16 protein-coding genes and 1 riboswitch are annotated in these 21187 nt (G+C 35.8%); of the genes, 11 read left to right on the top strand and 5 right to left on the bottom strand.

What is annotated here, in order from left to right; genetic code table 11:
• Positions 1 to 689: 689 nt before the first annotated feature.
• The 3 genes from NST98_RS11010 (at position 690) to NST98_RS11000 (ending at position 5200) form a co-directional block, all read left to right on the top strand.
• On the top strand, positions 690 to 1979 hold the full coding sequence (locus NST98_RS11010; protein WP_340715726.1) for a glycoside hydrolase family 18 protein: 1290 nt from the start codon (positions 690 to 692) through the stop codon (positions 1977 to 1979).
• Positions 1980 to 2353: 374 nt separating this feature from the next.
• The gene (locus tag NST98_RS11005) at positions 2354 to 4588 is read left to right on the top strand and encodes an S-layer homology domain-containing protein (RefSeq protein ID WP_340715125.1); all 2235 of its coding nucleotides are present in this window, start codon (positions 2354 to 2356) and stop codon (positions 4586 to 4588) included.
• 468 nt (positions 4589 to 5056) lie between these two features.
• Positions 5057 to 5200, top strand: a complete 144-nt coding sequence (locus tag NST98_RS11000; RefSeq protein WP_340714232.1) for a hypothetical protein — start codon at positions 5057 to 5059, stop codon at positions 5198 to 5200.
• A gap of 73 nt (positions 5201 to 5273) precedes the next feature.
• Here NST98_RS11000 and NST98_RS10995 read toward each other — a convergent pair whose 3' ends face one another.
• Genes NST98_RS10995 through NST98_RS10985 form a run of 3 tightly spaced genes read right to left on the bottom strand, consistent with a single transcriptional unit; the run spans position 5274 to position 8738 of the window.
• Entirely contained in the window at positions 5274 to 7280 is a 2007-nt protein-coding gene (locus NST98_RS10995; protein ID WP_340715124.1) for a TRAP transporter permease, read from the bottom strand.
• Entirely contained in the window at positions 7277 to 7768 is a 492-nt protein-coding gene (locus tag NST98_RS10990) for a DUF1850 domain-containing protein (protein ID WP_340715123.1), read from the bottom strand. Before NST98_RS10990 ends, NST98_RS10995 begins: the two co-directional genes overlap by 4 nt.
• The gene (locus NST98_RS10985) at positions 7749 to 8738 is read right to left on the bottom strand and encodes a TAXI family TRAP transporter solute-binding subunit (RefSeq protein WP_340715122.1); all 990 of its coding nucleotides are present in this window, start codon (positions 8736 to 8738) and stop codon (positions 7749 to 7751) included. The genes NST98_RS10990 and NST98_RS10985 overlap by 20 nt, the downstream gene beginning before the upstream one ends.
• 170 nt (positions 8739 to 8908) lie before the next feature.
• Between NST98_RS10985 and NST98_RS10980 the strand changes: the two genes are divergently transcribed.
• The 3 genes from NST98_RS10980 (at position 8909) to NST98_RS10970 (ending at position 12196) form a co-directional block, all read left to right on the top strand.
• On the top strand, positions 8909 to 10342 hold the full coding sequence (locus NST98_RS10980; RefSeq protein ID WP_340714442.1) for a DDE-type integrase/transposase/recombinase: 1434 nt from the start codon (positions 8909 to 8911) through the stop codon (positions 10340 to 10342).
• A 506-nt stretch (positions 10343 to 10848) separates the two neighbouring features.
• Positions 10849 to 11187: an ArsR/SmtB family transcription factor gene (locus tag NST98_RS10975; RefSeq protein WP_340715121.1), complete on the top strand. Its 339-nt coding sequence runs from the start codon at positions 10849 to 10851 to the stop codon at positions 11185 to 11187.
• A 49-nt stretch (positions 11188 to 11236) separates the two neighbouring features.
• Complete coding sequence (locus NST98_RS10970; RefSeq protein ID WP_096549770.1) at positions 11237 to 12196, top strand: cation diffusion facilitator family transporter; 960 nt, start codon at positions 11237 to 11239, stop codon at positions 12194 to 12196.
• A 33-nt stretch (positions 12197 to 12229) separates the two neighbouring features.
• Here NST98_RS10970 and NST98_RS10965 read toward each other — a convergent pair whose 3' ends face one another.
• Positions 12230 to 14065: a DNA ligase D gene (locus NST98_RS10965; protein WP_340715120.1), complete on the bottom strand. Its 1836-nt coding sequence runs from the start codon at positions 14063 to 14065 to the stop codon at positions 12230 to 12232.
• A 97-nt stretch (positions 14066 to 14162) separates the two neighbouring features.
• On the opposite strand from NST98_RS10965, the gene ku reads away from it, so the two are divergent.
• Together ku and NST98_RS10955 are read left to right on the top strand one after the other, a co-directional pair.
• On the top strand, positions 14163 to 14987 hold the full coding sequence (gene ku / locus NST98_RS10960; protein ID WP_096549768.1) for a non-homologous end joining protein Ku: 825 nt from the start codon (positions 14163 to 14165) through the stop codon (positions 14985 to 14987).
• Between the two features lie 183 nt (positions 14988 to 15170).
• Entirely contained in the window at positions 15171 to 16331 is a 1161-nt protein-coding gene (locus NST98_RS10955) for an endonuclease Q family protein (protein WP_340715119.1), read from the top strand.
• Positions 16332 to 16513: 182 nt separating this feature from the next.
• Here the strand turns inward: NST98_RS10955 and NST98_RS10950 are convergent, their stop codons facing one another.
• Positions 16514 to 17260, bottom strand: a complete 747-nt coding sequence (locus NST98_RS10950) for an alpha/beta hydrolase (protein WP_016838941.1) — start codon at positions 17258 to 17260, stop codon at positions 16514 to 16516.
• Between the two features lie 193 nt (positions 17261 to 17453).
• On the opposite strand from NST98_RS10950, the gene NST98_RS10945 reads away from it, so the two are divergent.
• The 3 genes from NST98_RS10945 to hemG all read left to right on the top strand — a co-directional run bounded on the left by NST98_RS10945 (position 17454) and on the right by hemG (position 20987).
• Positions 17454 to 18335, top strand: a complete 882-nt coding sequence (locus tag NST98_RS10945) for a LysR family transcriptional regulator (RefSeq protein WP_016838942.1) — start codon at positions 17454 to 17456, stop codon at positions 18333 to 18335.
• A gap of 13 nt (positions 18336 to 18348) precedes the next feature.
• Positions 18349 to 19236, top strand: coding sequence for a tetratricopeptide repeat protein (locus NST98_RS10940; RefSeq protein WP_340715725.1), 888 nt, complete (start codon positions 18349 to 18351; stop codon positions 19234 to 19236).
• Between the two features lie 350 nt (positions 19237 to 19586).
• Positions 19587 to 20987 carry a protoporphyrinogen oxidase gene (gene hemG / locus NST98_RS10935; protein WP_340715118.1) on the top strand — a complete coding sequence of 467 codons (1401 nt, stop codon included), beginning with the start codon at positions 19587 to 19589 and terminating at the stop codon, positions 20985 to 20987.
• 69 nt (positions 20988 to 21056) lie between these two features.
• A riboswitch (SAM riboswitch) is annotated at positions 21057 to 21161 on the top strand.
• Positions 21162 to 21187 lie beyond the last annotated feature (26 nt).

The following is a 21187-nucleotide window of genomic DNA, read 5'->3' as shown; positions in this document are numbered from 1 at the left end:
TAGCCTTAATTGTTTGATGGAGAAGAATAACTGGAAGGGGGGGCTATCTACATAAGTTGAGAGATTATCTACAAAAGCTAGAGATTTATCCGCACGAGTAGAGAAATTATCTACACAAGCTGGGGAGTTATCCTCACGAGTAGAAGAATTATCTACACAAGCTGAAGATTTATCCGCACGAGTAGAGGAATTATCTACACAAGCTGAAGATTTATCCGCACGAGTAGAGGAATTATCTACACAAGCTGAAGATTTATCCGCACGAGTAGAGAAATTATCTACACAAGCTGGGGAGTTATCCTCACGAGTAGAAGAATTATCTACACAAGCTGAAGATTTATCCGCACGAGTAGAGGAATTATCTACACAAGCTGAAGATTTATCCGCACGAGTAGAAGAATTATCTGCACAAGCTGGAGATTTATCCGCACGAGTAGAGGAATTATCTACACAAGCTGGAGATCTATCTGCACAAGCTGAAGAATTAACTGCACAAGTAGAAGAATTAACTGCACAAGTTCAGGCGTTATCCGCACGATTCAAGGGAATCTTCTCACAAGAAATGCTCTATTCACATTCAAACCTCCATATAAACTCCTTAGAATGTTTATCAATTACAATTGTTATTTTCTTTCAAAACACATCATAAAATCTATTGATTGTCATAAGTGCGAAAAGGAGGATGCACCATTCAAATACACGTTGTTCGGCCGGGAGAAACGATTTGGGAGATTGCGCAAAGCTACAATGTCAATCCTCAAACAATCATCCAAACGAATCAAATTGAATTACCAAATGAATTAGTGGTGGGGCAAGCAATTGTGATTCCGATTGTTGGAAGTTTTTACTGGGTTCAGCCGGGGGATACGTTATTTACCATTGCACAGCGTTTTGGAATGAACTATCTCACCCTTGCACAAATTAACGGACTAAATCCCAATCAGCCATTGCTGCCAGGACTAAGATTATATATTCCACCGAGGGCGAAAACGAGAGCAGAAGTTAATATTTATATTGAACCATCCGGGGATACAGTTAGTGAACAATTATTGAATAGTGCCCGTGAAGTAGGAACTTATCTCACATACTTAGCGCCATTCAGTTATGAAGCAAGAAGAGATGGTAGTCTCGTACCAATGCCAATACAGGGAATACCTGAAGTGGCTCAGAATAGTGGGGCTTCTTTGATGCTTGTTGTGACGAATTTAGAAAATGGTCAGTTTAGTGGGGAACTTGGTAGAGATATATTGCAAAGCTCAGCAGTTCAGGATGTTCTTCTAGATAACATTATTGATGAGGCAAAACGTATTGGGACGGTATCAGACATTCATTTTGACTTTGAATTTTTGCCTCCAGATCAAAGAGAAGCGTACAATAATTTTTTAAGGAAAGCAGCAGATCGACTTCATGAGGAAGGATTGTTAATTTCCAGTGCATTAGCTCCAAAACTATCCCGTGAACAAACAGGTCAATGGTATGAAGCTCATGATTATCGTGCACATGGAGAAATAGTGGACTTTGTTGTATTAATGACCTATGAATGGGGCTATTCAGGAGGACCACCAATGGCAGTATCTCCAATTAGTGAAGTGGAGAAAGTGTTAAACTATGCTTTAACAGAGATGCCGCCAAGCAAAATTATGATGGGACAAAATTTATATGGTTACGATTGGACCCTTCCTTATGTTGAAGGAGGACAATATGCAAGAGCTATAAGCCCTCAACAAGCGATTACTCTTGCCCGTGAACATAGTGCAGAAATTCAATTTGACCCAATTGCTCAAGCTCCTTATTTTTATTATGTAGATGATGAGGGTAAAAATCATGAAGTTTGGTTTGAAGATGCTAGGTCGATTCAAGCGAAGTTTAATTTAATGAAAAGGTTGAATTTGCGGGGGATTAGTTATTGGAAGTTAAGCTTTGCTTTTCCTCAAAATTGGTTGTTAATTCAAGACAATTTTAATATTGTTAAAAGATGAAATGGCAATGCAATTATTAAACGGTTGATGGAGATTTCATTAATAGCGAATTGCACAAATTGCATGATTATAAAAAAGAATCCTCAAAATTTAGGAAACTAGCCCGAGTCTCGAGATATAGAAAACTTTTTCATCAGTAAGCTCGAGCCGGGCATTAATTTGTTCACAGAATGACATATCAAATATATTTTTCTAATACATAAAAGTACGGATTATTAGCAATATGTAAAATTGATAAATTTAAAATTACTAAAAAATGCTAATTTTGTTATAGAAGTATTAATTTCAGAGTTAAATACAGGGGTAATTTCCTATTTAAACCAATATAGAAATGTCTTAAAATTAAAATTAGTAAATAAAAAGGAGGACTATTGGTGAAATTTAAAAAAATAGGAACGATTGCAACTGCTGCTACATTGTCAGTTGGATTACTTGCAACACCAGCTTTAGCTGAAACGCCTTTGGACGTATATGAAAAACCTCAACAATTGGAAATTCTTATTGCATCTACTGAAACTACTGTATCAAAAAGCGAATTAATTAAAAAGTTTAAAGATGTTTTCCCAAATAAATATGATTTTTTATCAGAATCTGACTTCCATTTAAGAAGTGGACACTATCCAAATGATAATACCGTTCGTTACAATTTAAGCTTCCACAAAAAAATAAGCGGCAATCGATACGTTTATGGTGATATTACTTTTGCTGGGGAAAACTTAGAGATTGAATCTTTATATTTAGATCCAATTGATACAAAAGATGCTATGTTCCCTGCGAAAGTATCAAAAGATGAAGCAAAGGAAATTGCAAAAAAATTTATTGAACAATTTACAGCAGGCAAAAAATATAAACTTTCTGAAGAAGACGATGTATATTATTATCCAGGACCAAAACAATTATTAACTGAACCAGTTCAATATTCATTTTCATTTGTACGTACAGAAAACGGTATTGCAATTCCAGATCAAAGAATTTCAATATCAGTTTTAGGGAATGGAGAAGTAACTCATTTATATCGCAGTGAATTTTTATCAGCAACATTTGATGATGTAAATAAAGTAATAAATAAAGAAGAAATAATGAAAAAAATAAAAGACAATTTATCTGTTCAATTACGATATCAATTAGATTACAACTACTATACGGGAGAACAAAAAGCAGAGTTAGTATATGTGCCATCCATTAAAGAGGGAATTCACGCCTTAACTGGAAATTGGTTGGTAGGAAATAAATTTCAATCTAATCCACCAGAAAACAAAAATGTGGACCAATTAACGAATCAACCCCTTTCACCAAAATATAAAGGGATGACTGTTGAACAAGCAAAACAATTAGCAGAACAAATTTTAAAGATTAATTCTAATAAAGTACGTTTAACGATTGATAGCGTGGAAGAGACAGAGAACTATTATGGAAATGAAATTATTTACGTTTCATATAGCTATGAATATGACCGTGGTGGATATGGGACAAACATTACATTTGATAAACAGACTGGAGATTTAATCGAGTACTATGATATTAAATCTGACGTATTAGCTCAGATTGGAGAAAAGCCAAAAAATCAAAGAAAAATAACGGAGGAACAAGCTCTTTCTAAAGCGATTGGCTATTTAAAACAATATGCACCATCAAAACTTCACCATTATTCAAAACCAATCGAGCAAAGTTTAGAACATTATAATGGATTGTATTTCTTTACATTCCCAAGAATAGTAAATGGAATTCCAGTGATTGGCGATGAATTACATGTAGCTATAAGTGATACTGGTGAATTGATTAATTTACATGTCGGATATCATGAAAACAGTGAATGGCCGGCAATAAATAATGCAATTTCAGCAGAAGAAGCAAAAAATATTATAATGAACAGTACAGATGTGGAGCTTAGCTATATACAACCAGATGAAAATCCTCATTATGCTTTAGTGTACTCGCCAATTTATAATGGAAATATTTATAGTTATTTAGATGCGATAAGTGGGGAATGGAAAACTTCGAGCTATTTGCAAAATCCAGAAATAAGTGAAGAGCAAAAGGTTTCTCATCCAACTGCGGAAAAAGAATTGAATTTCTTTATTGAGAACGGCTATTTAGAAATAGGGGATATTGATAGCTTTAATGCGGATGCTCCAATTACGAAAGGAGAAGTATTAAAAGGTTTAGTTAAATCTTTAACTTACTTCTATGAAGACTATTATTACAATAGCGAAGAAATGAAAAAACAAACATACGAAAATATTGGACCAGATCATCCGTATTTCCATATCGTAGAAAAAGCTGTTTCTATGGGCATTCTTGATCCGAAAAATAAAGGCTTTAACCCAGATACAAACATTACGAGAGAACAATTAGCTGTTTGGTACATTAGAGCATTAGGATTAGAAGAAGCTGCGAAGCATTCAGAAATATATAAAAGCAATGTGAAAGATGTGGATTTAGTAAATAGTCATTATATTGGCTATGTATCGTTAGCCAATTCTCTTGGATTAATTCCTGCAGAAAATAACCTATTTGAACCAAAACGACCTGTCACATATGCTGAATTTGTTACATCTGCAGTACGACTTGCCCAGAAAGCAAATGATATGAATTTGTATTTTAACTAATAATGGTTGAAAGGCTGTCTAGAGAATGTACTAGACAGCCTTTTTCGTGCGCCCGGCATGTACATGAACTATAGGGTGTAAGTCCCGAACCCCGAAGACAGAAGTAGAGGTTAGCCAAGAGCAAGGGTGTCCGTGGTGACGCGGAATCTGAAGGAAGCTGGAGGCAAAACACCGGTCCGAGGAACACGAACCTCATATAAGGCTAGGTATGATTGAGTGAGTTTGCGAAACAAAACAAAGCTCTTTCTGTCGAAGGTCATATCGAGTAAATGAGGCGGATAGATGGTGTGAAAGTGCATGTACTTACCCGGGGAGGTCTGGCGGATAGGTGAAGTTCGCTTCATAACCTACTTAGTGATAAGTAGCTGAACCGTCAGAAGTCAGCAGAGGTCATAGTATTAGTTGGTTTAGAACTACTAAGAAGGACCGAACAATTAAGAGAGAATAGCCCTTGGCATTCAGTGAGTCATGATGAACACAGAAAACATAGTACCTCACTTGAGGAAGGAAGCGGTGAATCCCGTGGGAGTCCTCTTGGAGGGTGGAGTGACCACTGGCATAAAGAGAACAGCTATTCACGGAAGTTATGAAAACTTGCGTCAATTATCTTAATTGAACCGCCGTATACGGAACCGTACGTACGGTGGTGTGAGAGGACGGGAGCTAATCACTCCCTCCTACTCGATTATGCATTTTTAAGTTGTTTTTTTGCTAGAAGTGTATTAAATGAGAAGATTCCTAACACAGTGATTATACCAATTATATCTGTGTAAAATTCAGGAATAATTAATAACAATGATCCTACAGTGAGTACAAGACGAAGGACTATGTTGAGATTAGTTTTAAAGTACCCTTCAATCGCAGCCCCAATGCCTATTACACCTATTATGGAAGAAACCGTCACCTTAATAATATCAAGTGGAGAAGCAAATGGAAATTCTGTTGCATTCATTGGAAGACCTGTTGGATCGATTAATAACATCTCTGGTGCATAGACAAAAATATACGGAACGATGAAGCCTGCAAGTGCTAGACGTACGGAAATAAAACCGGTCTTCATTGGGCTTCCACCTGAAAGACCTGCTCCAGCAAAGGAAGCCAGTGCCACAGGAGGTGTGATGTTTGCGAAAATACCAAAGTAGAAAACAAACATATGTGCAACTAAAACTGGTACTCCAAAATCCGCTAATGCAGGTGCAACCATCGTTGCAGTAATAATATAAGCAGGAATACTTGGTAAGCCCATTCCCAAGATAATCGAAGCAATCATCGTTAAGAATAATGTTAAAAATAAACTATTGCCTCCAAGAGTTGTAATCGCAGATGTTAACGTAGCACCGAAACTAGTCAAGTTGACTACCCCAATAATAATTCCAACTACACCACATGCTATAACTGTCGATAATGACTGGCGTGTCCCGTCTTCGAGAGCAAGCAAAATGTCTTTAAAGGACATTCGTGTATTTTTGCGAAGGGCAGAGACAACGATTGTCATGATAATTGTCCAAAAGGCAGCATGGGCAACAGGCATACCTGAACCGAGTAATACTATAAGCCCGATAAGAGGAAGGATTAAATGTCCGCCTTCTTTAAATACTTCCTTTACCCGTGGTAAATCAGGTTTTGGAATCCCTTTTAAATTGGAACGACCGGCCCGGAAGTGAACTTGCATAATAACACCTAAGAAGTATAAAAGCGCTGGTATAATTGCCGCAAGGGCGATTGTGCCATAGCTGATTCCTGTGGTCTCCGCCATAATAAATGCACTGGCTCCCATTACTGGAGGCAAAATTTGCCCTCCAATCGAAGCGCTGGCTTCAACGGCACCTGCAAAGTTTTTCTCGTAACCGATTTTTTTCATTAATGGTATAGTAAATGCGCCTGTTCCAACGACATTGGCAACCGCAGAACCATTGATACTTCCCATAAAGGCGCTCGAAATTACTGCAACTTTTGCAGGACCACCTTGTCTATGTCCTGCAAGAGCAAGAGCCAAGTCGTTGAAAAACTGTCCCATTCCAGATTTGGCTAAAAATGAACCAAATAAAATAAAAAGGAAAATATATTGCACAGAGGCACCAATTGCAGTAGAAAATAATCCTTCCGTTTTTAAGTACAATTGCCCAAAAATGTCTCCCAAATCAAAGGGACGTGTCATCATGATACGAGGCAGCCAAGCTTGATGACTGAAGAATGGATAACTTAAAAATGCCAGTGCTAACAGCGGTAAAATCCAACCTGTTACACGTCTTGCAGTTTCAAGTACCAATAAAACAGTCATAATGGCGACTGCGATATCGAATGTATTTGGAATGCCTCCTCTAGCAGTCATAATTTCTTCGTATTCCATAAATAGATAGCCGCAAGAAACAAGACATAAACCAAACAAGAGCCAATCGTAAACTGGAATTTTATCTCGTCCTTGTTTTCCGTATGTAGGATAAAGGAGGAAAACAAGTCCCATCGCAAATAATAAGTGAATGGATCGCATGAGAAGTGTAGGGAGCGGGTTGAAAGTTGTATACAAATGAAATAATGAATATAAAATGCCAAGAATACTAACAAAAATAATTAATTTTTTTGAATTGTATTTTCTCACTTTCGAATCGGCATCGTATTTTTCCAAAACCTCTTGTATTTTTTCGTCCGAAATATTTTCTGAAATGACTGGTTCTTTGATTGTTTGTGTCATAGACATTCCCCCTTCAATAACATGTCCCAAAGAGAAATTGTTTGTATGGAAATTGTTACGGGTTCGTAGTCTCCCGCCAGTTCATATAATAAAATTTCTTTATCATCGATAATTAAGGTACTCTTTACATTTTCAGATACGACTAGTTGAATGGATGGAAAGGAACGATTAATTTCCAATTCTACAAATCCATCTATTAATGCTGCTTGTTTACTCTCTTTTGAGGTGCTTGGAACCCCGGCACCGAAAGTTTTAAATTTTGTTTTTGTTAATAACAAAGCGTCTTCTTTTATTTCATAGAACTCCACCCATTCTTCCTTTTCTACAGAATGAATCCATTTGATTGCGAAATGTTTATTGGTTGACCAAAGTAGGTGGTCCTTAATTTCAAAAGTTAAGAGAGGAAACTTGATCAAGTGGGATAAGAAAAGGAGGACGAGAAAACCCGTACCTCCCATGAGAAGTGTTTTACTGACGTTGTTCATCATAGAAGCGTTTAGCACCTGGGTGAAGCGGTGCAACAATATTTTGTTGTGCACCTTCTAATGTGATATTATTTGCTGCTTGGTGAGCATTTTGTAATGTTGGCAAACTTTCGAAGAATTGTTTTGTTAATTTATATACATCATCTTCACTCATATCTGCACGAACTACTAGTGCATTCGGAACTGCTGCTGTAGGAATCGCTTCTTTGTTTCCGTAAGTATCTGCTGGAATGTCGTAAGCAACAAAGTACGGATGTTCTTTTGCAATTTCTGCAACTTTGTCAGGATTGATTGAAACTAATTGTAAATCGATTGATTCGGCTAATTCTAATACTGAAGCATTAGGAAGACCACTTGTTAAGAAGGCGGCATCAATTGTACCAGCTTTTAATCCATCAGCTGCTTCTGCATAACCCAAATAATCCACTTTCAAATCATCGTAAGTAATGCCATGTCCCTTTAATAACACACGTGCATTGATTTCAACCCCTGAATTTTGGTCACCTACAGCAACGCGTTTACCTTTTAAATCTTCAATCGTATTAATACCAGATCCTTTTTTTGTAATAATTTGTACAACATTTGGATATAAAGTTGCGACATGAGATATATTTTTCACTGGCTCATTGAAACTTACTTCACCGTTAATAGCTTGGGATAAAGCATCACTCATGACAAATGCAATTTCTGCTTTACCTTGTTCTAATAAATTAATATTTTCAACAGAAGCACCTGTTGTTTGAGTGCGGGAGTTCACATCAAATGTTTTGGTATATTGGTCGGCAAGTGTTGAACCAATAATATTGTAAGGACCACTTGCTCCTCCTGTTGCGATTGTTACAATGTTCGTATCTAAACCATCAGTTGCAGCTGATTTATCATTGTCGCTGGCTTGATTATTTCCGCTGCTGTTACATGCCGCAAGCATCAATGATAATGATAGTACAAAAGCAAAAAATAGTACCCTATTCATAAATTTACCTCCAAAGGATTTTTCGTATTGTCAAAACTTTATATAGAAATAGGTTATAGAATCCTATATTAGAGGGCTTTATAAGCAAAAAACTTGCCACCCCCTAAATTCTAGGGTATTAGTGAGGTAACCACACCAACACAAAATCCCTAGAAAGGAGAAGTGGCAAGTTGTTACCTCAAATTATAACCTATTTACTTACTTTTATAAACTTTCAAGAACAAATTATTCGAACTCTACTTACCCTACTAATTGGAAGAAGCATGTTCGATAAACCCAAAGAAGCTCCTGTTAATCAGCCTTATCGAAAGCTTCAAATTGATGATTTACCTATCATTGAAAAGGTAGAAAAGCTCGATTATCAGCTTTTATTAACGGAATATCTTCAATCCAAAGGAAAACCGTTAAAACCAGTACGCCGTCGAGCCAATTCTACGCCCGTACCGTCTACCTTATGTTGTCCGAAGTGTGGTGCTCCTTCTGCGTATTTGTACGCAAATAACGGAGGAAAAGGACAATATCAGTGTAAGGTGTGTGCGTGTGTTTTCAATAAAAAAAGTCGTTATCAGAAAGAGGCCATTCTTAAGTGTCCTCACTGCCTTAAAACGCTTGAAAAAATTAAAGAACGAAAAGATTTTCACGTGTTTAAGTGCAAAAATGATATGTGTACCTATTATCAAAAAAACTTGAGCGCCATGACTAAAAAAGAGAAAAAACAGTTTAAAGAAGATCCACAATCGCTGAAAGTTCGCTACATTTACCGGAAGTTCCACATCGACTATCAACCGTTATCCAAACAATCACCAAAGCAGCCAAAAGTCGATTTATCAAGATTGTATGTTTCACCGCATACACTTGGGCTCATCTTGACGTACCATGTCAATTACGGATTATCGGCCCGTAAAACGGCAGCGATCATGAAGGATATTCACGGCGTGTCTGTCTCCCATCAAAGTATCCTAAACTACGAAAACAGCGTCGCATTATGGCTCAAGCCTTATATTGACTACTTTCCGTATGAGCTGTCGGATCAATTCTGTGGGGATGAAACGTACATCCGGGTCAACGGTCGTTGGCATTATCTGTTTTTCTTTTTTGATGCGGTCAAGAAAGTCATTCTTTCGTATCCAGTGTCACCAAATCGCGACACCGCAACAGCAATACGAGCGATTGATGAAGTACTAGTGAAGCTGAAAGAAATACCCGAAAACCTACAATTTGTAGTAGATGGTAACCCTATTTACTTGTTGGCACAGCATTTCTTCGCAGAAAACCACATATCGTTTGACGTAAAACAGGTCATCGGGCTAACAAATGAAGATGATGTCTCCAGAGAGTATCGACCTCTCAAGCAAATCATCGAGAGACTAAATCGCACGTTTAAAGGAAATTATCGATCGACACACGGCTTTGGTTCTGAACAAGGTTCTGTTTCTTTTGTGACATTGTTTGTGGCTTACTTTAACTTCTTGCGCCCACATTCTTCACTTGAAGGTAAAGTGCCAGTAACAATTCCAGAATTAGAAAAGCTACCAACCATGCCAGCGAGATGGACAGCCCTTATTGGGTTAGCTCAAGACTGGATTCAACAACAGTCAGCCTAACTTTTGTTTAGCTGAGCCCTATTCAGCTATCGGCGAAGCGAACTCTTGACAAACCGAACTTACCAATGGTTTAAAATGGAAAAAGTCAAGGGTTTATTTAGCATGCCTTCTTTTGTTCCCTTCGCCCTTGATTGACCTCTGAATAAACCATTGGTGTGTTTGTCAAGAGCGATAGCGTGGCATTTCCACCTAATAAATGGTAGGTAGTATGAACCGTGCTAGTTTTTCATAGAACTTTTGACACTACCGGATTTTTTTGAAACTATAGTTTTTAGTGTACATATAATAAAAGAAAAATTGAATACATCAAAAAACAGATTTTTCCGACAATTTACGACAAATCACTTATATAGATGTCAAAATTTCACGAATACTTTCTTTTTTAACATTAATTAGTCGATATTTATTTAGAGTAAATTATATTCTTTCACTACTTCCCATAGAGAAATCTATGATTTATAATATATTTATATGAACAAATGTTCATATAAGAAATTATTCGAGGTGTGTTAAACATGGAAAACGAATTCATTCATCAAGAAGAAAATTCGGAACATAATGATTTAGATGATGAAACATTATTTTTAGTTTCTCAAACGTTTAAAGCGTTAAGCGACCCAACTCGAATACGAATCTTATATTTACTTTCACACAATGAGTATTCGGTTAATGAGATTGCAAAAAAATTAAATTTAAGTCAACCTACCGTTTCTCATCAGTTACGATTTTTAAAAAACTTAAGGCTTGTCAAATATCGCAGAGAAGGTACAACACTTTACTATTCTCACGATGATGACCACGTGATGCATATGTTACATCAAACAATAGAGCATTCTAAACATTAAGAACATTTATTTTTATATGAATATATACTAATATAAAGGGGGTTTACTGATGGGGCATGGCCATAATCATGCACACCATGATCATACTCATGGTGCTAACAAAAAAACATTAACTATTGCATTTTTCATTATTGCCACATATATGATTGTAGAAGCGATCGGCGGCTTATTAACAAACAGTCTTGCACTTCTTTCGGATGCTGGACATATGTTGAGTGACGCAGTATCGCTAGGAGTTGGTGTGCTTGCCTTCAAGTTTGGTGAAAAGATTGCAGATTATTCAAGAACTTATGGATATCGACGTTTTGAAATATTAGCGGCGGTTTTTAATGGTGTTACATTAATTCTTATTTCAATTTTTATTGTTATTGAAGCAATTGAACGTTTCATTTCCCCTCCGGAAATTGCATCTGTTGGTATGCTTGGAATTGCAATTGTCGGGTTGGCAGTGAATGTGCTTGTGGCTTGGATATTAATGCGCGGTGGCGATACTCACGATAATTTAAATATGAGAGCTGCTTTTCTTCATGTTATTGGAGATATGTTAGGTTCAGTTGCAGCAATTGTAGCAGCACTATCCATCATGTTCCTTGGCTGGGGATGGATGGATCCAGTGGCAAGTATTATTGTGGCAATAATTATTTTAAATAGCGGCTATCGAGTAACGAAAGATGCCATTCATGTTTTAATGGAAGGTGTACCAAGCAACGTCAATATAGATGAAATTATTTCATTATTTAGCAATACGCCTGGTATTATCGGTATCCATGATTTACATGTATGGAGTATTACAAGTGGACAAAACGCACTATCCTGTCATGCAGTGGTAGATGAACATTTAACGTTAAAAGAAACTCAGAAGATATTAAGAAAAATTGAGCATGAACTGCTGCATTTAGGAATTGCACATATGACCGTACAAATAGAAGATGCTGATCATGTACATGAAGATTCTGTATTATGTAAAATTCAAGGTAATCAACACCATCATCACCATCATCATCATTAATATGGACCTCCATCAACTTTGATGGAGGATTTTTTATTTTAATATATTTTTTAATTCTTCAATGACTTCTTTAAAATTCTGTTTTTCTCCAGCCTCAAAATAATTGTTAAATGGGTTGCCTAACGTATTCAGTCGTTCAACCACTTTTGGAATCGTAAAGTTATTTGGATGCAATCCTTCTTTCACCTCTTCCCAGTAAAGAGGTGTTGCGACACAGCCTAATTCATTTCCACGGGGAGAATATGGTGCAATAATTGTTTTTCCTTCTGCATGTTGCACATAATCTAAATACAACTTATTTCCTCTTTTCTTTTTTAACCGCTCTAATGTAAAAATATTCGGCTCCTGATTTACTAAAAATTTACAAATGAATTCAGTAAAGATGCGAGTTTCATCATAGGTGAATTGATTTTTTGGCAACGGTATATAGAGTTGCAAACCTTTTCCGCCAGACGTTTTGACAAATGATTGCAGCTGAAATCGATCAAAAATTGCTTTCATTCTTAGAGCTGCTTCAATGGCATATGGAAATTCGCTGACGGAAGGTGGATCTAAGTCAAACACGATTTCTGTTGGATAGGTTGTGTCAATCGTTTGGAAAGGAATATGAAATTCCAATACCAATTGATTGCCTAGCCATAATAATGTGGGTATGTCGTTGCAAACAATATAATCAATAGAATCGATCCGCATAGTTTGAACGAAATCAGGTGCGTAGTCTGGTACATTTTTTTGATAAAAGTTTTCGCCAGGAACGCCATGTGGATAACGAATCGCCGTTAGAGCTCGGTTTTGTAAAAAGGGAAGCAAATAGGGAGCAATCATGTCTAAATAAAGAATATAATCATCTTTCAATAAATTAAGTTTCGGCCAGACTGGTTTTTCAGGATGAGTAACTTGTACATGTTCGGGTATGGGATGAAGTTGTTTTAAAAATGTTTTCCAATTACATTCTTCTGGTAGTAAATCGAAACGAAAAGAATGGAAACGAGGTTCTCTTAATGTTTTTCCATCAAAATCGATACATGCAATGTCAACGCAAATGGAAGGAGGTAAAGTCCAAATTGAACTGGAGATTTTTTCTCCTTTCGTCTCAAAAAACGATCCCAATGTGTTAAATTCTTCATCGGACAAACCATGTTTAAAAGTTGTTACTTCTATTAATTGATGCTCTTTAAAAATTGCACCTGTAAAATAGCCGTTTGCTTTGTTGAAGGAATGGACAACAACGGATACAAGTCGCCAGTTTTTTATTTTTAACCAGTCCGTTGAACGCTTTCCACTAATCCATAGGCTTGTTTTTCGTTTTGCAACCATTCCTTCACCATTATGCTCTTTAATGATTTTCCAAAGAACATCCCTCTGTTGGAAGCTTTCAATACATTGTATTTGTCCACGGCAGAAAAATTGTATATTTTTTGGGAGGTTCGCCTTTGAAAAAAGCTGACTTAAATGTTCTTTTCTTTTGGATAGAGGAAAGAAATGCATTTCTTTTCCTTTGAATTGCAGTAAATCAAAAGCGATATATTGGCAAGGAAATTTTTGGCTAGCTTGTTGAATTTTTTGTTTTGTTTTTGTTTTTCCCCGGGATTGAACGATAGAAAAATTACTTCGAAAATTGTTTTCTAAGTATACAATTTCCCCATCTAAAGTTAGTGGAAGAAAAGATTTAACGAACGAAAAATACCGCTTACAAAATTCAATTAATTCAGGGAAAAGTGGTGTTAATTCGTTGCCATTTCTGCTGATAATGGTAGGAATTTCATTTTCCCATACCAAGATCGCTCGATAACCATCATATTTAGCTTCATAAATCCACTCGTCACCTACAGGTAACTCCTCTACTGAAGTTAATAACATTGGCTTCATGACGAAAACCTCTTTTTTCATTATTGTTGAACAGAGGTTAAAGGTTATACATAGTTATTTTTCATTTAAGCATAATAAGAAAAAAGTAGGTGACGCTATGCATACGATATGGAAAGGTAGCATCAGTTTTGGGTTAGTGAATATACCTGTTAAACTCCACGCAGCTACAGAAAATAAAGATGTAAAACTTAGACAGCTTCACAAAGAATGTCATAGTCCCATTAATTATAAAAAGGTATGTCCCGTTTGCGACAGAGAAGTGAAAAGTGAAGAGATTGTCAAAGCTTATGAATACGCAAAGAATAAATTTGTCGTGTTGGATGAGGAAGATTTGGAAGAATTGAGGAAAGAAAATGAAGAAAAGGCTGTAGAAATTATAGAATTTGTCAAGCTAGAAGAAATCGATCCAATTTATTTTGAAAAAAGCTATTTTTTATCACCTGATACAGGTGGATTGAAAGCATATGCTTTGCTACGTCAAGCGTTGAAAGAATCAGGAAAAATCGGAGTTGCTAAAATTACTATACGTTCAAAAGAACAATTAGCAGTTGTTCGGGTATATGAAGATACATTGTTAATGGAAACAATTTATTTTCCAGATGAAGTTAGAAATGCTAAAGATGTTCCGAATATCCCGAGTGATGAAAAGGTTGTACAAAAAGAATTAGAAACTGCATTGATGTTAATTGATCAACTGACGGTAAAATTTGAACCAGAGAAATATCATGATGAGTATCGTACAGCACTTCTCGAACTGATTGAGCAGAAAAAAGCGGGAGAAACCGTAACAGCTGCGGAGAAAAATCCAGCCATTCCACCTGATATGACCGATTTAATGAGTGCTCTAGAAGCATCATTAAATAAAACGAAAAAGAAACCTGCCACAAGAAAGAAAAAAACAAAAGAGAAAAAAGAAGCATAATGTTGCACTATTTAATTTTTTGATTGATGAATGAAACACTTCATTAGAATAAAAAATTTGATAAATACATTTTGAGTAAAGGGACATTCCAAAGATTACTTCCTTTGTAATGTCCTTTTTTATACGAAAAATTTACGAAAAAAATATGCTAAAATAAAATTTAAGTTACAAGGACGTGAAAAGATGAAGAATTATTATGTTGATTTACATATACATATCGGAAGAACTGAGAGTGGGCGAGCAGTAAAAATAACAGGGAGTAAAAATTTAACGCTAAAAAATATATTACAAACCGCCTCAAGTCAAAAAGGACTTGATATCGTAGGGATAATCGATTGCCATTCACCTGAAGTCATAAAGGAAATCGAACAACTGGTAGAAGAACAAAGAATTGAGCTTCTTCCGGAAGGGGGATTGCGATTTGATAAGACGACACTCATTCCAGGCTCGGAAATCGAGATTTTTGATGAACACTGTAAGGGGCCGATTCATGTTCTCTCCTTCTTTCCAACTCTTGAGTACATGAAGAAATTTTCCGAATGGATGCGTCCACTTTTGAAAAATATTCATTTAAGTTCACAACGCATCTATTGTGATGGGAGGACTTTACAACAAAAAGTACAAGAATTAGAAGGGCTATTTATTCCAGCCCATGTGTTTACACCTTTTAAAAGCCTCTATGGAAAGGGAGTAGAAAAAAGTTTATCGGAAGTGTTTGATCCTGAACGAATTGATGCCATTGAACTTGGATTGAGCTCTGATACATACATGGTGCAAGGAATTAGTGAACTTGAAAAATATCCTTTCGTCACAAACTCAGATGCTCATTCTTTAGGGAAACTGGCAAGAGAATATCAAAAAGTTCAATTGGAGGATGCAAATTTTAAAGAGCTTGTTTACGCTTTACAAGAAAAAGGCGGCCGAAAGATTTTAGCGAATTATGGATTAAATCCTCTATTAGGAAAGTATCACTCCACTGTTTGTCAAGAATGTGGTGAACATGTTGAATCGGAAGAATCATGTTCAGCATGCGGAAGCAGCCATTTGGTAAAGGGCGTTTCTAAAAGAATAAACGAATTGAAGGATCATAAACCCCCTACTCGTCATCGACCACCATATATCCATCAAGTTCCGTTAGATTTTATCCCGGGAGTTGGAGCAAAGACGATTCGTCGATTGATTGAAGCTTTCGGTACGGAAATGGCTATTTTACATGAAGTGTCGGTAGAACAATTGGAGCAAGTGGTTCCAAAGAAAATTGCTAATCTAATTGATTTAGCAAGAAGAGGAAAATTAAATATTGAGGTTGGCGGAGGCGGTATGTATGGGAAAGTAATTGAGTAAAAAAACATGCTTAACTTATTTAAGCTTCTCCTATATATAAATTAAAAACAAGCTACGAAGTTAGACGGGGATCTATTTCGTAGCTTGCCAAAGGGATGTATGTCTCAAGGACATATATTTTATAGCAAATTGGGGAATTTGCTAGGGGATACATTATTTATTATGTTGAGAAGATTCAAATATTATTCTTCCCATTTTAAACTTTCAAAGAAGCGATATACTTCTTCAAATACAAGGTCACGTTCTTTATCTACAGTTAAAATGTGACCTGAATTAATAAAGCTTTTAACAGATTTAATGCGCGATTTTACAGAGTTATAAATGTAATCTGCGCTTTGGCAGTAGTATTCATCATCATTTAACCCACGTAAAATATGAACAGGTTTATCTATTTGATTTAATTTCGCGCTTGTATCATTAATAATGCCTTGCAAGTATTCTAGCTTCGGCATTCGATATGTTTTCGCTAAGTTTTCTGGTTTATCTACATCTTCATTATATGTGCCAGTTAATTTTTTGTAATTAATTGTGTAGCTAATAATACGTTGTTGTAAGCTGTCAACACTTTTAGATAACGCTGGTGCTGACATTGTTACGATTGCTTTAATTGGTCGTTCTTCACCTAGGCGTAGTGAGAAAATGCCGCCTAAAGAAACACCAGCAACCGCAATTTCTTTATACCCTCTTCTGCGAAGTTCATCGTAACCTTCAACAGCGCTATTCCACCATTCGATTGGGTCTGTGTTAATAAGGGTTAAAGGGTCACTTCCATGCCCTTTATATAAAGGAGCATGAACCGTATAATTGCGATCTGCTAAATAACGACCTAAACGCTTCACATCATTAGTGTTGCCTGTAAAACCATGTAGTAATAAGACAGCGCGTTTTCCCGTCTCAATAGTAAATGGTTTTGGCGAAACGATTTTCATTATGAAGTACTCCTTTTATAAATAATGTTACAATAAAATGAAAAAAAATGAAAATATCTTGTTTTTTAAAATGAATTTTGTTATGCAAATCAATCTTGTAAACTTATTATAGATACAGCCTTACATAAATACAATTTATTATTTTTATCAAAACCATTCTAAATGGTTATCAATTAACAAAAGGGGTATGTAAATGGAAATACAACAATTGGAATATTTCAAAGTTGTTGCTGAAATAGAACATATGACTCACGCTGCTGAATTGTTAAACATTTCTCAGCCGGCATTAAGTAAGTCGATTTCAAATATCGAACAAGAAATTGGAGTACCTCTTTTTGATAGGCAAGGCCGTTCCATTGTATTGAATCGCTATGGAAAACTTTTTTTGGAAAGAGTGAATACGATTTTAGAAGAATATAATCGAGCGAAACAGGAAATCAATGGATTGATTATGCCAGGATATGGAGAGGTATCATTAGGATTTATCCACACTTTAGGGATGGAGATTGTGCCTGAATTGATGGCTCATGTTCACGAAAAATATCCGAATATCAAGTTTACTTTAACTCAAGCTTCTTCATTGAATTTATTAGAATTGTTGGAAGAAGGGGATATCGATTTATGTTTATCCCAACGTATTGAATCAAAAATAGTTGATATTGAATGGATTGAATTATGGAAGGAAGAATTGTTTGTTATCGTTCCAGAAAATCATCGGTTTGCAAATAAAGAATTTATCAATTTGTCTGAAATAAAAGATGAACCTTTTGTATCTATAAAAAAAGGGAATGCATTACGTCATATTGTAGACCAATTATTAAAAGATGTGGGAATTGCTAAAACGAATATTACATTTGAAGGAGAAGATCCACATACAGTAGCAGGATTTGTTAGTGCTGGCCATGGTATTTCGATTATTCCAGACATTAAAGGATTGAATGAGTATAATGTAAGAAAAATATCGGTTAAAGAACCCATTTGTGAGCGGAAAATCGGTGTATCATGGGTTAAAGGCCGTTATATGTCTCCTGCTGCAACGAAATTTAAAAATTATTTAGTCGAATATTTTAAATGAAGATAAGGTGTCGATGGTGATGGAATTAGAGATGCAGGAAAGATTTGAAGAGCGTTTACAACAATTGCGTCATTTGCTTACAGAAGAACAAATGCTAGAAGCGAAAAATATATACCAACTTGCCCATGAAAAGAACGTAGAAGCGATGGTTGAATTAGCGGATATATACAGGATCATGGAGGAATATTCTCTTTCTGTTTACTGGTTGCAAAAAGCGAGTAAAGCGGGAAATAGTGAAGCACAATATCAGTTGGCTAATTGCTATTACGAAGGACTTGGCGTTGAAGAAGATATTGAAATGGCTTTTTCATTATATAAAAAGGCAGCAAAAAACGGAAATCCTGATGCAGCTAATAACTTAGCAGACATGTATTTAAACGGTGAAGTAGGAAATGTAAATTATAAGGAAGCTTTAAAATGGTTTGAAGTGGCTGCAAAACAGAATGTTGTAGAAGCAATGTTTACATTAGGAATTATGTATGAGCAAGGAATTGGGGTAAATAGAGATGACGAAAAAGCATTTCAATATTATTTGAAGGCAGCTGAAGGCGGGGATCTCGATGCCCAATATCGAATGGGTTCCATCTATTTTGAGGGTCTATTGGGCAGGGAGAGGAATGTCCCTCTTGCTATTGAGTGGTTTGAAAAAGCAGCGGAATACCATCACATTGATTCAATTTATAATTTAGGGTTTCTATATGAGAATGGAATCGGTGTTGAAAGAAACGGAAAGAAAGCACTTTATTATTATAAGAGAGCTTCGTTGCTAGGAGATTATCAAGCAAAGTTAAATATCGCATACATTTACAAAAATGGGATTGATGTTGAAGTAGATAAAAAAGCGGCAGCCCGCTGGCGAGAACTGGCAAAACAACAAAAGCAAAATGAGTATAATGAATAATAAGCACACTAAAAAGTATTGCATTACTACATTCCATAATTCCGTAATGTAATGGGGATGACAGAAAATTACATGCTATGAAGAACAGACGGAAACGACTTACATTTGCAGATTTTATGAAAAACTAGATGAATAAAGTGAAACAGTCCTTTGTAGTGTAGTGGAAAGGGCTGTTTTTTATTGTTTAATAAATTGAATAAATTATCAAAATTCCTTTTGAAATAAATTCAACAGTCAAAAGCATATTTGTTGTTTACTATATTGAAATTTACTAAAGCCGACACAGAAAGAGTTATAAAAAAAGTTTATACTAAAAGTACGGTAAAATGATCTTATAGGAGTTGTAACGAATGAAAACGGTAACAGTTATCGGTGGAGGAATTACAGGACTTTGCACGATGTATTATTTACAAAAACAATTAAAGGAAAACGAAATTCCTGCCCGTTTAGTACTTGTGGAAAAAAATCCGTACCTTGGCGGAAAAATGCACACAGCGCGTGAAAAAGGATTCATCATGGAAACGGGAGCAGATTCCATTGTAGCACGATATCCAAGCGTAATTGAACTTGTAAAGGAACTAGATTTTGAATCGGAAGTCGTATATAACGAAACAGGAATTTCTTATATTCACACCAATAATGAATTACATGCGATTCCAAAGGACTCTGTATTTGGCATTCCTATGACTCTCGAATCCCTAAAGGCGAGCACATTAATTTCAGAAGAAGGGAAACAACGAGTGTTAAAAGATGAGGAAATACCGAATACGAAATTTACGAAGGAAAGTTCTATCGGAGATTTCTTAGAATACTTTTTAGGAAAAGAAATTGTGAAGAAACAAATAGCTCCTGTATTAGCTGGTGTTTACTCAGGGGACATTTATAAATTGTCCATTGCCTCTACGCTTCCATACTTAGTTGATTACAAAAATGAATATGGAAGTATAATGAAAGGTTTGCAAGCAAATCGGGAAAAGTTTGAACGGGAAGCGAATAAAAAATTCCTTTCTTTTAAAAACGGACTATCTCAACTAATTGATCGAATGGAAGAACTGCTTGTGGATGTAGAAATATATAAAGATACTGAAATAGTACTTGTTGAGAAAAAAGAACAACGTTATGAAATTTCCTTCGCTAACGAAGAAAAATTGGAATCGGATGTTATTGTGTTAGCATTGCCCAACCAAGTCGTGAAGCAAGTTTTAAATAATGGTGAATTAAATCCTTATTTTAACAAATTTAAAAATGCATCAGCCATTACGATGTATGTAGGCTTCGATCTACCAGATTCTATTTTGCCTAAGGATGGCACTGGATTTATCGTTTCCTACAACAGCGACTTATTATGTAATGCCTCTACTTGGACAAGCCGTAAATGGAAGCATACTTCAACAGAAGGAAATCTACTTGTTCGACTGTTTTATAAAGAAAGTAATCCTCGCTACCAAGAATTAGTGAAAATGAGTGATGAAGAGTTAACAAAGGTTGCTTTGAACGATATTCAACTCAGTTTGAATATAGAAGCACAACCTACCATTGTAAATATTACAAAATGGATCGATGCCATGCCAACTTATGATTTAGCTCATCATGAAGCTTTGCAAGAAATAATTACAAAATTAGATAACCTTTATCCGAATATTTACATTGCTGGTTGCTCTTATTTCGGCGTAGGAATTGGTGCATGCATTGATAACGGGAAAGAAACAGCAAACCAAATTATAAACAACTTTTTAAATAATTCCGACTAATTAACTTGACAAAATGAAGTATTGATTTTATGATGTAACTTATTATATTGATATTTTAAAATCGAATATGACTTATCAAGAGAAGTGGAGGGAACTGGCCCGGTGAAGCTTCAGCAACCACTAAAAATGTTTAGTAAGGTGCTAAATCCAGCGGCAATTGCCGAAAGATAAGGTGAATTCTAAAGGAAATGACAAGCCTT

This window comes from Ureibacillus sp. FSL W8-0352 (assembly GCF_038004345.1).
In the GTDB taxonomy this organism is placed as follows: domain Bacteria; phylum Bacillota; class Bacilli; order Bacillales_A; family Planococcaceae; genus Ureibacillus; species Ureibacillus thermosphaericus.
This window is presented reverse-complemented; position numbering and strand designations above follow the sequence as displayed.

Excerpts from the sequence above, each read along its gene's own strand:
- NST98_RS11000 (WP_340714232.1), top strand. The coding sequence starts at position 5,057 with ATGATGAACACAGAAAACATAGTACCTCACTTGAGGAAGGAAGCGGTG.
- NST98_RS10955 (WP_340715119.1), top strand. The coding sequence starts at position 15,171 with ATGAAGAATTATTATGTTGATTTACATATACATATCGGAAGAACTGAG.
- NST98_RS10990 (WP_340715123.1), bottom strand. The coding sequence starts at position 7,768 with ATGATGAACAACGTCAGTAAAACACTTCTCATGGGAGGTACGGGTTTT.
- NST98_RS10965 (WP_340715120.1), bottom strand. The coding sequence starts at position 14,065 with ATGAAGCCAATGTTATTAACTTCAGTAGAGGAGTTACCTGTAGGTGAC.
- NST98_RS10970 (WP_096549770.1), top strand. The coding sequence starts at position 11,237 with ATGGGGCATGGCCATAATCATGCACACCATGATCATACTCATGGTGCT.
- NST98_RS10995 (WP_340715124.1), bottom strand. The coding sequence starts at position 7,280 with ATGACACAAACAATCAAAGAACCAGTCATTTCAGAAAATATTTCGGAC.
- NST98_RS10940 (WP_340715725.1), top strand. The coding sequence starts at position 18,349 with ATGGTGATGGAATTAGAGATGCAGGAAAGATTTGAAGAGCGTTTACAA.
- NST98_RS10985 (WP_340715122.1), bottom strand. The coding sequence starts at position 8,738 with ATGAATAGGGTACTATTTTTTGCTTTTGTACTATCATTATCATTGATG.
- ku (WP_096549768.1), top strand. The coding sequence starts at position 14,163 with ATGCATACGATATGGAAAGGTAGCATCAGTTTTGGGTTAGTGAATATA.
- NST98_RS10945 (WP_016838942.1), top strand. The coding sequence starts at position 17,454 with ATGGAAATACAACAATTGGAATATTTCAAAGTTGTTGCTGAAATAGAA.
- hemG (WP_340715118.1), top strand. The coding sequence starts at position 19,587 with ATGAAAACGGTAACAGTTATCGGTGGAGGAATTACAGGACTTTGCACG.
- NST98_RS10950 (WP_016838941.1), bottom strand. The coding sequence starts at position 17,260 with ATGAAAATCGTTTCGCCAAAACCATTTACTATTGAGACGGGAAAACGC.